Origin of the sequence: Marinobacter xiaoshiensis (assembly GCF_031631795.1) — a bacterium.
GTDB lineage: Bacteria > Pseudomonadota > Gammaproteobacteria > Pseudomonadales > Oleiphilaceae > Marinobacter > Marinobacter xiaoshiensis.
In genome coordinates, this window is record NZ_JAVMBO010000018.1 from 136,184 (window position 1) to 151,141 (window position 14,958).

The 14,958-nt window shown below is 53.0% G+C and carries 13 protein-coding genes; 4 read left to right on the forward strand and 9 right to left on the reverse strand.

All coding sequences use genetic code 11. From position 1 onward, the window contains the following. The first annotated feature begins 270 nt into the window (after positions 1-270). Positions 271-1,146 carry a MaoC family dehydratase gene (locus RKA07_RS16070; RefSeq protein WP_310966802.1) on the forward strand — a complete coding sequence of 292 codons (876 nt, stop codon included), beginning with the start codon at positions 271-273 and terminating at the stop codon, positions 1,144-1,146. Here the strand turns inward: RKA07_RS16070 and RKA07_RS16075 are convergent. Genes RKA07_RS16075 through RKA07_RS16085 form a run of 3 tightly spaced genes read right to left on the reverse strand, consistent with a single transcriptional unit; the run spans position 1,143 to position 5,844 of the window. Further along, positions 1,143-2,723 carry a response regulator gene (locus tag RKA07_RS16075; protein ID WP_200203714.1) on the reverse strand — a complete coding sequence of 527 codons (1,581 nt, stop codon included), beginning with the start codon at positions 2,721-2,723 and terminating at the stop codon, positions 1,143-1,145. The two genes, RKA07_RS16070 and RKA07_RS16075, sit on opposite strands and share 4 nt — an antisense overlap. Positions 2,724-2,769: 46 nt before the next feature. After that, on the reverse strand, positions 2,770-3,396 hold the full coding sequence (fixJ, locus tag RKA07_RS16080; protein WP_200203712.1) for a response regulator FixJ: 627 nt from the start codon (positions 3,394-3,396) through the stop codon (positions 2,770-2,772). 39 nt (positions 3,397-3,435) lie between these two features. Beyond that, positions 3,436-5,844, reverse strand: a complete 2,409-nt coding sequence (locus RKA07_RS16085) for a Lon protease family protein (RefSeq protein ID WP_310966988.1) — start codon at positions 5,842-5,844, stop codon at positions 3,436-3,438. 249 nt (positions 5,845-6,093) lie between these two features. On the opposite strand from RKA07_RS16085, the gene RKA07_RS16090 reads away from it, so the two are divergent. Beyond that, positions 6,094-6,468 carry a PilZ domain-containing protein gene (locus tag RKA07_RS16090; protein ID WP_310966803.1) on the forward strand — a complete coding sequence of 125 codons (375 nt, stop codon included), beginning with the start codon at positions 6,094-6,096 and terminating at the stop codon, positions 6,466-6,468. A gap of 6 nt (positions 6,469-6,474) precedes the next feature. Here the strand turns inward: RKA07_RS16090 and RKA07_RS16095 are convergent, their stop codons facing one another. The 3 genes from RKA07_RS16095 to RKA07_RS16105 all read right to left on the reverse strand — a co-directional run bounded on the left by RKA07_RS16095 (position 6,475) and on the right by RKA07_RS16105 (position 8,680). After that, positions 6,475-6,945 carry a flavodoxin family protein gene (locus tag RKA07_RS16095; protein ID WP_200203707.1) on the reverse strand — a complete coding sequence of 157 codons (471 nt, stop codon included), beginning with the start codon at positions 6,943-6,945 and terminating at the stop codon, positions 6,475-6,477. A gap of 20 nt (positions 6,946-6,965) precedes the next feature. Further along, positions 6,966-8,015 (reverse strand): recombinase RecA, encoded by a 1,050-nt coding sequence (gene recA / locus RKA07_RS16100; RefSeq protein ID WP_200203705.1) that lies wholly within the window; start codon positions 8,013-8,015, stop codon positions 6,966-6,968. Between the two features lie 164 nt (positions 8,016-8,179). Further along, entirely contained in the window at positions 8,180-8,680 is a 501-nt protein-coding gene (locus tag RKA07_RS16105) for a nicotinamide-nucleotide amidohydrolase family protein (protein ID WP_310966804.1), read from the reverse strand. 82 nt (positions 8,681-8,762) lie between these two features. Here RKA07_RS16105 and mutS point away from each other — a divergent pair, with 82 nt between their 5' ends. Together mutS and fdxA are read left to right on the forward strand one after the other, a co-directional pair. Beyond that, positions 8,763-11,381, forward strand: coding sequence for a DNA mismatch repair protein MutS (mutS, locus tag RKA07_RS16110; RefSeq protein WP_310966805.1), 2,619 nt, complete (start codon positions 8,763-8,765; stop codon positions 11,379-11,381). Between the two features lie 148 nt (positions 11,382-11,529). Further along, complete coding sequence (gene fdxA / locus RKA07_RS16115; RefSeq protein ID WP_200201755.1) at positions 11,530-11,853, forward strand: ferredoxin FdxA; 324 nt, start codon at positions 11,530-11,532, stop codon at positions 11,851-11,853. A gap of 106 nt (positions 11,854-11,959) precedes the next feature. Here the strand turns inward: fdxA and RKA07_RS16120 are convergent, their stop codons facing one another. The 3 genes from RKA07_RS16120 to RKA07_RS16130 all read right to left on the reverse strand — a co-directional run bounded on the left by RKA07_RS16120 (position 11,960) and on the right by RKA07_RS16130 (position 14,954). Beyond that, on the reverse strand, positions 11,960-12,994 hold the full coding sequence (locus tag RKA07_RS16120) for a hypothetical protein (RefSeq protein WP_310966806.1): 1,035 nt from the start codon (positions 12,992-12,994) through the stop codon (positions 11,960-11,962). Between the two features lie 182 nt (positions 12,995-13,176). Then, the gene (locus tag RKA07_RS16125) at positions 13,177-14,127 is read right to left on the reverse strand and encodes a DegV family protein (protein ID WP_310966807.1); all 951 of its coding nucleotides are present in this window, start codon (positions 14,125-14,127) and stop codon (positions 13,177-13,179) included. Further along, entirely contained in the window at positions 14,124-14,954 is an 831-nt protein-coding gene (locus tag RKA07_RS16130; RefSeq protein ID WP_200201758.1) for a metal-dependent hydrolase, read from the reverse strand. The genes RKA07_RS16125 and RKA07_RS16130 overlap by 4 nt, the downstream gene beginning before the upstream one ends. Positions 14,955-14,958: the final 4 nt, after the last annotated feature.

Consider the following 14,958-nt stretch of genomic DNA (forward strand, 5'->3'; position numbering starts at 1 on the left):
GCAGACACCCGCCGGAACACCCCAGGTCAATGCGTCGTCAGCACGGGTTTGCCAGACTGACGGCAGGCCTGAAAGCAAAACCTGCGTCGACCCTGAAACTGCCCGACTTGACCAGAAGTCTACCTGGACTATCGTCTTGCATTAGAGCATATCAGGCCACAGACGCACAGTTGTACCAGAATCCTTGCACATCAGGTACCTGCATTTAGCAACTTTCATCAATCTTTTGTGCCAAAGCTATCATTGCATTGCCTTTAGAGAAAAACACTTATGTCAGACACACTTATATATCGAGACACACCACCAACACTGCTTCCACTGTTCGGCAAAGCTGTTTTACCAAAAAAAGTCAGCTCTGAAGGCGACATCAGGCTCCCGGAACTCTCTGCCAAGCTCCTCTACGCAAAAACCTCCAGCGATGATCTGAATCAATATGAGCGAGTATGCGGATTCAGCTCCGGCAACCATATACCCATTACCTGGCCCCACATTCTTGCGTTTCCACTGCACTTGAAGCTGCTGACCGAAAAAGCGTTTCCATTGCCACTGCTTGGGCTGGTGCACCTGCGTAACAGCATTACCCAGCACAGGGCGATTGGAAAAGGAGAGGTTCTGGAGCTGGAGGTTAAACTGGGTGGGCAGGAACGTACCAGCCGGGGAATAGAATTTGATGTAAACACCACCGCTCGTTCTGCAGGCACGGTTGTCTGGGAAGGCGATAGCACTATGCTCTTCCGCCAACCCGACCCAAATTCCAGGTCTTCAGCAAAGGCCGCTCCCCCGGCGCTTGAGCTTTATCCGAAAATGGTCGACATCAAGGTGGCCGAATCCATCGGACGCCAGTACGCCAAAGTCTCCGGCGACAGCAACCCCATTCACATGCATGCCCTGAGCGCCAAGGCGTTCGGCTTTCCCCGCGCTATCGCCCACGGCATGTGGAGTAAAGCACAGGCTTTGGCGATTATGGGGCAACAGGATGGGTGGCATTCGGGGCCAGTAAAGGTAAGTTGCCAGTTCAAAAAACCGGTATTTTTACCAGGAACTGCCCAACTGAACTGGCGGGAAGGGAAAACCGCATGGGACTATCAACTGCTGAATGCTCGCGGTGATGCTCCCCATCTCAGTGGGCGCATTGAATGGCTCTAAATTGGGCCAGAGGAACTCTCATCGTCACCCGAAGAGGGTAATGCTGCGACAGGAAGCGTAAAGAAGAATCGTGCGCCGCCATCTTCGGGTCGCTCGAACCCTATTTCCCCTCCCTGAGCCTGTATCAGGGAGCGGCAAGTAGGCAAGCCGATACCCATGCCTTCTTCTTTGGTGGAATAGAACGGCAGAAACAGCTTTTCCTCAGCATCTTCTGCAAGCCCCTCACCATAGTCCCTTACCTCAATCCGAACACAGCCCTTGTCCGTGAGCCGCGCGCTTACTTCAACGGGCAACGCAACTTCTTGGCTGCGAGTCGCTTCGAGCGCGTTCCGGATCAAATTCAGCGCAACTTGTTGAACCTGAATCGGGTCAGCCAGCACCTCCGGCAGATCCTCGGATACAAGTAGCTCAATGGCCCCGTCGTTGTTGCGCGCGTCCACTTCCGCAAACTCGCGGGTGTCTTCCAGCAGAGCAGGAACAGAAAGCACTTCTTTGCCAGTCGCAGGTTTTTTAACAAATCGCCTGATCCTGCGAATTATCTCGCTGGCACGGTGCGATTGCGCCTCAATTTTATCAAGGGTTTCCTGCAGCAGACTCAAATTCGGGTTTTCAACGGACATCATCCGCTTGGAGACTCGAGCATAATTGGCAATTGCAGTCAGTGGCTGATTCACCTCGTGAGCAACACCTGCAGCCATCTCTCCCATGGTGGTCAACCGGGATATGTGCGCCAATTGGTCACGCTGCTCCTGTACCAGCTCTCGCGCCTCTTCCAGCGCCTGTTCGCCATCAAGCTCGACCGTTATATCGCGGAATACAACCACTGCACCGTGCAACTCTTCTCCTTCAAGCTTTGGCGTGGAACGGTATTCAGCCGGAAATCCGGTGCCATCGGCACGCAGCATTCTTATATCGCGCTGATTTTCCGCCACACCCTGGCTACAGGTCGCATGAACCGGGAGTCCGCTAGGGCATTGGGCTGCTGTACTGAAGTGGGTATCGAAAAAATTCCGGCCAATCAGATCTTCAACAGGGCATCGCATAATGATGCCTGCTGCAGGATTGGCAAACTCGATCGTGCCCTTCTCATCAAGCCCGTAGATACCTTCACTGATGGAATTGAGGATACGGGCCTGATCGCTCTGAAGCTCCCTGTTTCGCGCCTGAAGTTCACGCTCAAGCCGAATAACGCGGGCATGGGTTTTAACCCTGGCAATCACTTCCTGGGACTGGAAAGGCTTGGAGATATAATCAGCCCCGCCCAACGCGAAGCCTTTGACTTTCGCTTGCAGGTCATCCAGGGCTGAGAGGAATACAACGGCACAGTCAGCCGTCTCAGGATCGGCTTTGAGGCGTTCGCATACCTCATAACCGTCCATTTCGGGCATCATGATGTCGAGCAGGACAACTTCGGGCTGATGGCGGTGGGCAAGATCCAAGGCTTTTTCGCCTTCATTGGCGATCAGCAACCGATAGCCTTTATCTTTCAGTGTCTCATAGAGAACTTTCAGGTTCTGTGGATTGTCATCCACCAGCAGAACCGTCACTTCTGAATTTTCGCTGACAACTTCAGTCATATAAAAAAAGGCCGGTCAAAAAGATAACGGCATGATGCCGGCCAGATCACCTCTCGTCGATAAGGTTCTTTACGGACAGCACCATTCGAACCAGGTGTGCCAGCGAATGAGTCCCCATCTTGTGCATCACCCGCGAGCGATGAATCTCAACCGTACGCTGGCTGATTTCCAGTTCGATAGCGATCACCTTGTTCGCCTGTCCTTCTATCATGCGATCCATAATCTCATGTTCGCGAGGCGTCAGGCTTTTAACCCGGCGGATGATTTCCTGCTTCTCTCCGAGAGTTTTACGCTGTTCCAGATCCTGTTCCAGCGCCGCTTCGATCTTCTCTAGCAACGCTTCTTCGCGATAAGGCTTCTGGATAAAGTCCACGGCGCCTTCTTTCATGGCATCAACAGCCATAGGGACATCGCCGTGTCCGGTCACAAAAATGATTGGGAGAATAGAATGTTTTTCATTTAACTTTTTCTGCAACTCCATACCATCCATGCCCGGCATACGGATATCCAGTACGATGCAGCCAGCCATTTTTTCGGAATAATCCTTGAGAAACACTGCCGCGTTCTCATAGGTTTTAACCGACTTGCCATCGGTTTTCAGTAACAGTTCCAGCGAGTCACGAACGGCTTCGTCGTCCTCTACCACGTATACAGTTTGCTGAATATCAGTCATGGGTGTGTTCTCTCCTGTCTGTTTTATTATGGCGACCGGTCAATGAACTGACGGATCTTTCTGATCGTCCCGGGCGTGTTCCTGGCGTTCGTGCTCACGCATTTTCTCAAGCCGTTGCTGGATAATGCCAAAAACGCTCTGTTTCGGATAGTTGCCTTTACTGTCGGCCTTGCCCGCCGGCTTACCCAACAACAAGGTCACCGCTTCCTCGACATTTGAAACTGAGTAAACCGCAAACCGGTTTTCCCGGACAGCCTGAACCACTTCGCTGTCCAGCATTAAGTTCTGAACGTTGTTGGCCGGAACAATGGCGCCCTGGGTCCCTGTAAGCCCACCCTTGAGCTGACAGGTAGCAAAGAAGCCTTCAACTTTTTCATTGACGCCGCCAATCGGCTGCACCTCGCCAAACTGGTTAACGGAACCTGTAATGGCCAGGTCTTGTCGCACCGGAACGCCAGAAAGCGAAGATATCAGGGCACAGAGCTCTGCCAGCGAAGCGCTATCACCATCTACCTCGCCGTAGTTCTGCTCAAAAGTCAGGCTCGCAGACAGGTGCATGGGGTCCATCACCGCAAAGTGTGAGGCTAACCACGAACTCAAAATCATCACACCCTTGGAATGAATATTGCCACCCAACTTCACATCCCGTTCGATATCCATAATCCCGCCATCCCCATAATAGCAGGTGGCCGTTACGCGGTTGGACAAGCCAAACTCGAACCCACCCGTGGAGAGCACAGACAGCGCATTAACCTGGCCCACAACCGAGCCTTGGGTTGATACAAACGTGGAGCCGTCACGAATTGAATCGTAAAGCTGGTCACGGATACGGCTACTGCGGTATTTCGCACTCTCAAGCGCTCTTTCCACATGAACATCCTGAATCATCTTGGCATTCGCCTGGCGAGCCCAAAAGTCCGATTCCCGCAGCAGGTTGGCTATATTGGCAGCATGCAATGAAAGCCTGTCCTGGTGTTCTGCCATACGCGCGCTGTGCTCGATGACCCTTGCCACAGCTTTATTGGTGCAGTGCAGCAGGTTTTTTTCTTTGACAACGCTGGCAATAAACTTTGCATACATAACCTGGCTTTCTTCGGAGCGGTACATTTCGTTCTCGAAGTCCGCAGTCACCCGGAACAACTCTGCAAACTCGGGATCGTAATCCTGCAGCAGCATCCAGGTTTCACGATCTCCGAACAGCACAAGCTTCACATCCAGCGGCACGGCCTGCGGCTCAATGGAGATGGTGCCTGAGAGCGTCAACTCTCGCTCAAGAGAGTTGATCTGAATGCACTTCGAGCGCAAAGCCCGCTTGATGCCGTCCCATACGAAGGGCTGCTCAAGCACCTTTATGGCATCCATCAACAGATAACCACCATTAGCCCGGTGCAGGCTGCCGGCCCGAATCAGGGAGAAATCGGTAAATACCGTGCCTTTATAGGTAACGTTTTCAACGTATCCAAAAAGGTTGTGATAAGTGGGGTTGTCTTCCACCACCATTGGCACTTCGTTGGTCTTCTGGTGCACCACCACATTAACGAGATAGCGCCGAGGCATCTTTTTATCCAGCGACGCATAGGCAATGGCTGCTTGCTCTTCGTTGTCGTCGAGAAAAATCTCCAGATTCTCAACCAGGTCTTTGCGTACCGCCTCGAAGTAAGCCACTACATCCGGCAGGTTTTTGTAGCTCTCAATCAATGCATCAATCTGGTGGCCAGATATCCCTTCCAGCGTTTCCTTGTTCAGGGCCTGTTGTTCATCGGCATATTCCTGCTCCCAATCCGCCAATTTCCGAAGTGCTTGCCGGAGCTTTTTCTCAAGTTTGTTGATTGAATCTTCGAACTTGTCGCGCTGTGCATCCGTTAGCGCCTTGAACGTCTCTGCGGTATGCGGCTTATCACCATTCATTGCCACCAAACGGTAACCACCTGGCGTGGTGATGGTCAGGCTGACCTTCTTGCGGCGGGCCTGGGCAGCGACCTTCTCGAGCTCATCTTCCTGCTTTTTGCCATACTCTTCTTTGAGCTGTTCTGAACGTTCCAGAAAGCTGTCGCTATCGAAGGTCTGTGGAATGACCTTCACCAGCCGGCTCATGAGCTTTTCCATGTCCTGTTTCAACAGCACGCCCTTACCCGCAGGCAACTGCAGCAGCTTGGGAATCCGCGGCTCCTCAAAATCTGCGACATAACACCAGTCGTGACTTTGCTGCTCAGTATCCAGGTGGTGCTCAAGATAACGCAGCATCATCGTGCGCTTACCCAGGCCGTTACGCCCTACGGCATACACGTTATAGCCACCATGGGGCATGGCAAGCGCAAACCGCACGGCTTCCTGGGCCCGATTCTGGCCCACAATTTCCGCGAGCGGCTCCAGCTGTCTGGTCGACTTGAACGGTAGATCTTTCAGAACACAGGCTTTGTAAAGCTGATGCAGAGGCAGTGACTTCAAGGTTGGGTCCTGTAACGGTTGACTCATTGGCCGGTCATTGTAGGTTCTGTGAACCTGTCTGTCGCGCTCGAGGGCAAGAATTGTGACAAACGCTTAAAGGCGGAAGATTTTGTGATGCAAGTCACGCTTCACAATCTCCTCATTGCCCTCGTCTTTCATCGAACACTACACTTCACAAGCCGACTCTCAGCCTTTAGTCTTATAGTCGGCTATAACAACATAATAATAAGCAATGGGTGCCAGTTTACGATGAGTGATTCCGAAGATCGCCGGCTCAAGGATCGCTATTCTGCTTCGTGCCTTAAGGTACAAGTTCGTCAGCGCGGTTTTTTCAAGAATAGCAAACCTTCTTTCCAGGCCACCTGTCTCGACCTGAACCGTTACGGCATGGCCTTGCTCTGCCCACGCCCGCTGGATCCTGGTACTCGCCTGTTTATGGACTTTGAAGGGAAGTACATCAGCGAATCAAAGGTGTGCGCCCGCGTTGTAGAATGCCGCCCTTTCCAGGCCGGCTATCGGATAAGTGTTCAATTCAGCTATTACCTTAACAAAAAAGGCTATTCCAGAGCGGTAGACAACGCTTTGTCACGCATCGAAGGCTTCTACAACCGCCTCGCCAGCTAACACCTCTCAGGCCAACCCGGCATCCAGGCTGGCTGCAACGTACATCCCTAACTCCCGACATTGCTCTTCGAACTCATCCTGATACTCTCCGCGGCACATCAGTGGTTCCTGGATTAGTTTCCAGCGTAACCCGGTGGTGATGCTTTCAATCGCGCGCCGCGTTCCTGTGCCGTCATGGCCAGCCCGGATATAAAATGCAAATGGAAGACCTTGGGTTTTCTCCAGGCAGGGGTAGTAGCTGCGGTCGAAGAAATCCTTCAGCGCGCCGCTCATGTAGCCAAGATTTTCAGTGGTGCCGAGGATAATGGCATCACAGGCAAGAACATCATCCGGGCCAGCATCCAGGGGCGCCAGCACGGTTACTTCAACATTTTCGATATCTTCGTGCCCTGCACCCTGCGCGACCGCATCGCGCAGGGTGAGGGTATTCGGAGAAGGCGCATGAGAAACAATAAGCAATTTCTTTATAGGTTCCACAAAGCACCTCCCATACTGACTTAAAGCAACTCACCTGCTGCTTCAACAGGCGCTTCTGCAGCGGCATCTTTCTTGGATGCCGGCTTGGGCATCAGCCTTTCACGTACCTTGGCTTCAATTTCCTTTGCTATTTCCAGATTCTCTTCAAGGAACTTGCAGGCATTGGCTTTACCCTGGCCGATCTTGTCACCGTTATAGGCATACCAGGCGCCGGACTTGTCCACAAAGCCTTCCTTAACGCCCATATCGAGCACTTCGGCCATGTGATAAATACCCTTGCCATAAAGAATCTGGAACTCAGCCTGACGGAATGGAGGAGCAACCTTGTTCTTCACAACTTTAACGCGGGTTTCGTTGCCAACAACCTCGTCGCCATCTTTTACTGCACCGATGCGGCGAATATCCAAACGTACAGATGAGTAGAATTTAAGCGCGTTACCACCGGTGGTAGTTTCCGGCGAACCGAACATTACGCCGATCTTCATACGGATCTGGTTAATGAAAACCAGCAGACAGTTGGCGTGTTTCACGTTGCCTGTCAGCTTGCGCAGAGCCTGAGACATGAGGCGAGCCTGCAAGCCGACGTGGCTATCGCCCATCTCACCTTCAATTTCAGCCTTTGGAGTCAGCGCCGCTACAGAGTCAACAATGATGACGTCTACCGCATTGGAGCGTACCAGCATGTCGGCAATTTCAAGAGCCTGCTCACCGGTATCTGGCTGGGAAACCAGAAGGTCGTCTACGTTAACGCCCAACTTCTCAGCGTAGATGGGATCCAGCGCGTGCTCAGCATCGATGAAGGCACAGGTTTTACCGGCTTTCTGAGCTTCGGCAATAACCTGGAGGGTCAGAGTTGTTTTACCTGAGCTTTCAGGGCCGTAAATTTCAACAATTCGGCCGTAAGGCAGTCCGCCTATACCCAGGGCAACGTCCAGCCCAAGAGACCCGGTGGAGACCGCAGGAATGGCTTCGCGGGGCTGGTCGCCCATTTTCATCACTGCGCCTTTACCAAACTGGCGCTCAATCTGGCCCAGCGCTGCGCTTAATGCTTTTTTGCGGTTGTCTTCCATCAGTGCAAACCCTCTGTTGCCTTGGCCAACGGCAAGATAGTCAAGCCGGTGGAGGTATGATTAATCGGGAAGCCGTACAGTGGTAACAGCGAATTCCCTGTATATTTGAACAGTATTAAAACATACCCCGAGGGAGAGGCCAACCCCTGTTATTGTGAAAGCATTCAGGTTTGCTTCAAAAACCCGCTAACTCCCTGCAGGGCAAAGAGAACCGCCTGCCGTCGCACCTGATCGCGATCGCCTTTGAAGTGCTGCACAACCGCTTCGGTGCTCTCAATGCTGGCGCCCCAGGCAAACCAAACCGTGCCTACCGGCTTTTCTTCACTGCCCCCACCTGGCCCGGCTACCCCGCTAATGGCAACCGCTACATTCGCACCGGTCGCTGCAAGTGCGCCTGCAACCATCTCACGCACCACCGGTTCGCTAACAGCACCATGATTGCCCAAAGAGGCATCGGTAACGCCTAACAACGATTGCTTGGCTTCATTACTGTAGGTGACCAAGCCGCCCACCACATAGACGGAAGATCCCGGTTTATCTGTCAGCACCTTGGCAACCCAGCCACCGGTACAACTCTCGGCAGTCACTACCGTGGAACCCAGCTGTAGCAACTTTGCGGCTAATTGATCTCCAGCTTGTTCGAGTTCGTGGTCACTGGCAGGCATAATGTGCTCCCTCGTTTCATCACGGGCATAATTTTCTTACAATCCGTGGCTTCATCCAAAGTAAGATTATCCGGACTTGTTCATGTCAGCAGCTCAGAACACCAAACCCCAGCACACACCCATGATGCAGCAATACCTGAAAATCAAGGGTCAACACCCGGACGAGCTGGTGTTCTATCGCATGGGTGATTTTTACGAACTTTTTTATGACGATGCAAAAAAAGCTGCAGAGCTGATGGATATCACTCTCACATCGAGGGGGCAGTCCGGTGGCAATCCGATCCCCATGGCAGGCATCCCCTTTCATTCTTCTGAGGGTTACATTGCCCGCCTGGTGCGTGCTGGTCAATCCATTGCCATTGTTGAACAGATTGGCGACCCGGCAACCAGCAAGGGGCCGGTTGAGCGCCAGGTGGTCAGAATCGTCACCCCCGGCACACTCAGCGATGACGCCTATCTGGAAGACCGCCGCGACAACCTGCTTGCCGCCATCTATCACCATAGGGAGCAATTTGGCTTTGCTTCGCTGGATATCTCCAGCGGTCGCTTTGTGGTTTCAGAACTGAACACTCTGGAAGCCCTGCAGGGAGAGCTTCAGCGGTTACGCCCGGCGGAGATTCTTATCAGCGAGGATTTCCCCTACGAGGAAGTTGTAGCCGGGCTCACCGGTGTTCGGCGCCAGGGCCCCTGGCTCTTTGAATCTGACACAGCATTCCGGGTACTCACCCAGCAACTGCAAGTTCGCGACTTGACCGGGTTTGGCTGTGAGGACCTGAGTCTGGCGATTTGTGCCGCCGGTTGCCTGCTGCAATACGCAAAAGAAACCCAACGTACCGCCCTTCCCCATATTCGCAAGCTCACCCGGGAACGCCGGGACGAAGCAGTGATTCTCGACGCCACCAGTCGCCGCAACCTTGAGATTGATATCAACCTCATGGGCGGACACCAACACACCCTGGCCTGGGTGATGGATAAAACTGCCACCTCCATGGGTGGCCGCGAGTTACGGCGCTGGCTGAACCGCCCCCTGCGGGATATCGATGTAGTTCAGCAGCGCCAGCACGCAGTGTCGGCTCTGCTGGAAAACTTCCATTACGAGCCAGTACACAACCTGCTAAAAGCCGTGGGCGACATTGAACGGGTTCTGGCCCGCGTAGCGCTTCGCTCAGCGCGCCCGAGGGACCTTGCCCGCCTGAGAGATGCGTTTCAGACACTGCCCGAACTACAGGAAGCCCTGAAACCGGTTAACTCCCGTCACATCGTCAAGCTGGCTACCACAATTGGCGAATACCCGGGGCTTGCCGACATGCTGGAGCGGGCGGTTATCGACAACCCGCCTGTCGTCATTCGGGAAGGGGGCGTAATTCGTGAAGGCTTTGACGAAGAGCTGGACGAACTGCGTAACATCAGCGAAAACGCCGGCCAGTACCTGCTGGACGTTGAAACCCGAGAGCGGCAGCGCACTGGCATAAGCACCTTGAAAGTGGGTTACAACCGGGTGCACGGCTATTACATCGAAATCAGCCGAGCCCAATCCGCACAGGCACCAGTGGATTACATTCGCCGCCAAACCCTTAAAAATGCTGAGCGCTTCATTACGCCCGAACTGAAAGAATTCGAAGACAAAGCCTTGAGCGCAAAGAGCCGCGCACTGGCCAGGGAAAAAGCGCTTTATGACGAAGTGCTGGAAACCGTCGCCGAACAACTCGCGCCTCTGCAGGATGCTGCTCAGGCTTTGGCAGAGCTGGACGTGATCAGCAACTTTGCGGAGCGCGCCACCACCTTACGTTTTGTTGCACCTGAATTTCGCGATGCGCCGGGGTTCGATGTCGAAGATGGTCGCCACCCGGTCGTCGAACAGCTTCTGGACGAGCCTTTCGTGCCTAACAACCTGCTGATGGATGCCCAGCGCCGCATGCTGGTTATTACCGGCCCCAACATGGGGGGTAAATCGACCTACATGCGCCAGGCCGCTCTGATTGCGCTGCTGGCCTACACCGGGAGTTTCGTGCCTGCCACCCGTGCAGTGATGGGGCCAGTGGATCGGATTTTCACTCGCATGGGCTCTTCAGATGACATTGCCGGTGGGCGCTCCACCTTTATGGTGGAAATGACAGAAACCGCCAACATTCTGCACAACGCAACCGAGTTCAGCCTTGTGCTGATGGACGAAGTAGGCCGGGGTACCAGCACGTTTGATGGTTTATCTCTGGCCTGGGCTACGGCAGAGCATCTGGCAAAAGAGATCTGCTGCTATACCTTGTTTGCCACCCACTATTTTGAACTCACACAATTGGCAGACGACCTTGAACTCGCTGTAAACGTGCACCTGACAGCAACAGAGCACGACGACAGTATTGTGTTCCTGCACAACGTGCACGAAGGCCCCGCCAGCCAGAGTTACGGCCTGCAGGTGGCCAAACTGGCTGGCGTACCTCAGAACGTTATAATCAACGCGAAGGCCCAGTTAAAGCTGCTTGAAACTAGCGCAGTGCCCGCCACGGCTCTGCCATCCTCTGCTATTGACCAACGCAGCAGGCAGCCAGCTATGCCTACGCAGGTTGTTTATCAAAGTGATATGTTTGCCAGCGCTGAACCCAGTGCTGTCGAAGAGGCACTGCAAAGCATTGATCTGGATGATTTATCGCCCCGAGAAGCCATGAACAGCCTGTATGAACTGAAGAAATTACTGAAAAACTGAGGGCAAGTTGATCTGGGTAATAAGGTTATAGCGGTCAAACGCTTGCGGCAGTGCGGGCTGCTCCCTACAATATCGCCCATTAAAATATAATGATGGAACCTGACAACAGGCTCCGGATGAGATTGACCACTGGACCAGGGATCTGATTATGGCGTTTATCGTTACCGATAACTGCATCAAGTGCAAATACACAGATTGTGTAGAAGTGTGCCCGGTAGACTGCTTCTACGAAGGCCCGAACTTTCTGGTAATCGACCCAGACGAGTGTATCGACTGCGCACTGTGTGAGCCTGAGTGCCCAGCTGAAGCTATTTTCTCGGAAGATGAATTGCCAGCCGATCAGGCGGAATTCGTTGAAATTAACGCCGACCTGGCAGGAAAGTGGCCTAATATCACCGAAAAGAAAGACCCACTCCCAGATGCCGCTGAGTGGGATGGCAAGCCCAACAAACTGCAATATCTGGAAAAGTGATTACCGACAGGCCTGGTAATATCACCAGGACCTGAACCAAAAAAGGGAAGCCCGTTTCGGCTTCCCTTTTTTGTTTACCTATACCGCATTAACAACCCCGTGCCACCTACGATGCCGGCTCGAGTATTTTCCGGGCCGCGGCGGATTTATAGAAAGCTGAGAGCCGTCTACGCACGAGAGCTTCAATATAGCCCTCCTCCTGGAGTAAACCTATTACCGGAATAGCCCAGGCATCTACCTCTGCCATAATCACCTCACGAGTAACACCAAGGTCACCGAGCAGGTCGGTAAGTGGTCGTTCCCCATACTTCACAAAAAGATGCGCAACCACGGCCCGGGTGCAACCGGCAAAATAGTCGGTTTTCCGGAACTGCAGCCAAAACTCATAACCCAGCACCACGAATGCCTGCAACTCAACATCGCCAAGCCCTTCGCGAAGCTCGTCGACAGTCCTGTCTTCTACGGCAATCCAGGCAGCCATAACCGTATCCCTCACCTCATCATCAGAGAGCGCGCGCTGCAGGAACTGCTCACTGCGGCTGATCAGCCCCGGCAAGCTATCAGAGAGCCAGGCCTTCAACCTGCGCTCAAAGGTTTCATCAAGCCCCGGTACCGCTTTGTTGGCCATACGTTTGCCAAACTTCATCATAGAGCCAACGCCAGGCACGGTTTTGGTGATCAGATTGTCTTCGTAGAGGTAATTAACAATTCCCTGATAGACCACATTCGAAACCAGCTCCTGATAGACAGGATGAGCCATGATTTCGCTGATTATCCGTTCACGTTGCTGGCGCAACTCAAGCATTTCTTCCACAAAACCCGTGGCTTGATCACGGGTGATAATGTCACTTAATACTGTGTTTGCCTGAACGGATGCATTTAGCACCTCGGTAGCCATCTCACCCGCCAGTTCAGGAATACCAGCATCCAGTTCCATATCCACAACCACTCGCTGAATGGTCTCCATTACCTGTTGCTCAGACGCAATGCGATTCAGTGTGATGGTGCCCGCATGATCAAGAAGCTCTCCGACTTCCTGATTGAGAAATTTTCGGAGTTTTGCACCTTTCAATGAGGCAACTTCATGTTTCACATGCAGTTCCAGCAGTTGACTGGCTGGATCGATTCTATCCTTGGTCATGATATTCGCGGCCCTATTGATATAAAGAATTACATAAGTGATTGCACTGGATAGCGAAAGGCTAACACGAAGGCAGGATACACCGATTCGCCCCAGGCACGGTTGATTCACAGCGGCTGGGCCAGTGCCAACCCGGCACTGCGCTAATGGGTAGAGAAACTGCCGGATCGGACGCCAGGAGGTTACTGATAATCGGTGAAACTGTGAGGTTCTGCCGCTAGCGCCAGGCACAAACTGCCCGGCCCAATATAAATGCTGCTGGTGATGCCCATCTGCGACAGCAACAGTTCAACACCATTGTTTTCACAGGCATTTCTGAGCCGGTTCAAGCCGGGCAACTCTTCGATTTCTGTCCAGGCAAGGCCGCAAGACAAGCTCACGTGAGGCGTGAGCAGGCCGGCCTCGACTCTCGCGGTGGCATAATTCATCACCTTTTCCACCGCGGCCTCAAAACTACGGGTTTTGGCAACAGGCTGACCTTCAACACCCTGGCCGAACAACACCGGAGTGATATTCAAAGCTTTACCAAGGAATGCAACAACACCCGATATGCTTTTGTCGCCGCGGCGTCTGGCTCGCTCGCGAATGTAGTGAAGGTCGCGGGGAATAACGCAGGTGTAGATCTTGTCAGAAAAGCGCTCCACTTCATTACGTAGCGCGTTCTTGGAAAGTTTCTGGTCAATCAGCCTGAGCGTATGAGCCGCCAGCAAACCTTGCCCCGCAAAGATCTGCTTGCTATCAATCACCCGCATGGAGAATTTGCCTTCTCGGCCCGACGCTGCACGGGCCTGCTCGTAATTCGCCATCACGCTGTTCATAGCTTCAGATGCATTCTGAAAAACCAGACTTCGGCTGCGTGTAACTGTTTCACAAATTGCCACATCGTACTCGGGCACGATCTTTTCCATGAACAACTCATGGATCTGTTCGGCGCTAAACGCCTGTGTTTCAGCATGTCGACCTTTTTGCAGGAGCCCACTCTGATAGAACTCCTGGGTTCTGACAGGATCATGCCGGTCAATATAGGTTTCGCCATCAATTACCGCGGTTACGGGCAGAATGAACAAGTCATGCTTGCGACTGAATTCGAATGGTAAATCACACGCCGAATCGACGATTAATCCAACTTTCACACCACGCCTCCTGCTTTCAGTTCACCGAGGTTTTTCGCCAAAAGCGCCCTGTTATCTTGCTGCCAGGGATGAAAATCCTTGCGAAAATAGGCCAGAAATTCCGGCAAACACTGGCGCAAAATTCCGGGTTTCCCCCACAGGAAGTTGAGCCCACCCATCCAGGTGCGGAGACTCCAGAGCTTGCCGTCGGTTTTCAACAGGCTGCAGGTATTCAAGAAGGTGTACTTGAAGAAGTTCCAGGTTACAAACAGGAAGATAAACCGCCTCAGGTTTTCGTTGCCAACACACTCCCGATACACATCAAAGGCGACTGATTTGTGCTCGGTTTCTTCTATGGCATGCCAGCGCCAAAGCTGCGCCATAATCGGCGTGGCACCATCCAGCCATTCCGGATGACTTAAAATAGCATTCGCCAATACGGCTGTATAATGTTCGGCGCCGCAGGTGCCTGCTAACTGCCGACTCGGTGACAGCTTCCCTACCCACTCCATGTGTTTACGAAAACGGCTATCCAGCCCGTCAATGTCATAGCCCCGCGCTTTCAACCCTTCGTTGTAAGCCTTGTGCTCGCGACTGTGTAAAGCTTCCTGGCCAATAAACCCACGGATTTCAGCCTTCAGTTTCGGATCTTCAATCTTGCCCTGATACAGCCGAACCGCATTGATGAACTGCTGTTCACCATCCGGAAACTGAAGCGATAGTGCATTGAAGAACGCCGTACGAAACGCATCATCGCCGTGCCAAAGTGTTTTTAAATCTTCGCTGACATCAAAGTGCAGGTGCCGTGGCTTAACGGACACACCCTCTGGAGTGGAGCTGATGGACATGACT

Bases quoted from the DNA above. Each gene is read 5' to 3' on its own strand.
- RKA07_RS16070 (WP_310966802.1), top strand. From the start codon at position 271: ATGTCAGACACACTTATATATCGAGACACACCACCAACACTGCTTCCA.
- RKA07_RS16075 (WP_200203714.1), bottom strand. From the start codon at position 2,723: ATGACTGAAGTTGTCAGCGAAAATTCAGAAGTGACGGTTCTGCTGGTG.
- fixJ (WP_200203712.1), bottom strand. From the start codon at position 3,396: ATGACTGATATTCAGCAAACTGTATACGTGGTAGAGGACGACGAAGCC.
- RKA07_RS16090 (WP_310966803.1), top strand. From the start codon at position 6,094: ATGAGTGATTCCGAAGATCGCCGGCTCAAGGATCGCTATTCTGCTTCG.
- recA (WP_200203705.1), bottom strand. From the start codon at position 8,015: ATGGAAGACAACCGCAAAAAAGCATTAAGCGCAGCGCTGGGCCAGATT.
- RKA07_RS16105 (WP_310966804.1), bottom strand. From the start codon at position 8,680: ATGCCTGCCAGTGACCACGAACTCGAACAAGCTGGAGATCAATTAGCC.
- mutS (WP_310966805.1), top strand. From the start codon at position 8,763: ATGTCAGCAGCTCAGAACACCAAACCCCAGCACACACCCATGATGCAG.
- fdxA (WP_200201755.1), top strand. From the start codon at position 11,530: ATGGCGTTTATCGTTACCGATAACTGCATCAAGTGCAAATACACAGAT.
- RKA07_RS16120 (WP_310966806.1), bottom strand. From the start codon at position 12,994: ATGACCAAGGATAGAATCGATCCAGCCAGTCAACTGCTGGAACTGCAT.
- RKA07_RS16130 (WP_200201758.1), bottom strand. From the start codon at position 14,954: ATGTCCATCAGCTCCACTCCAGAGGGTGTGTCCGTTAAGCCACGGCAC.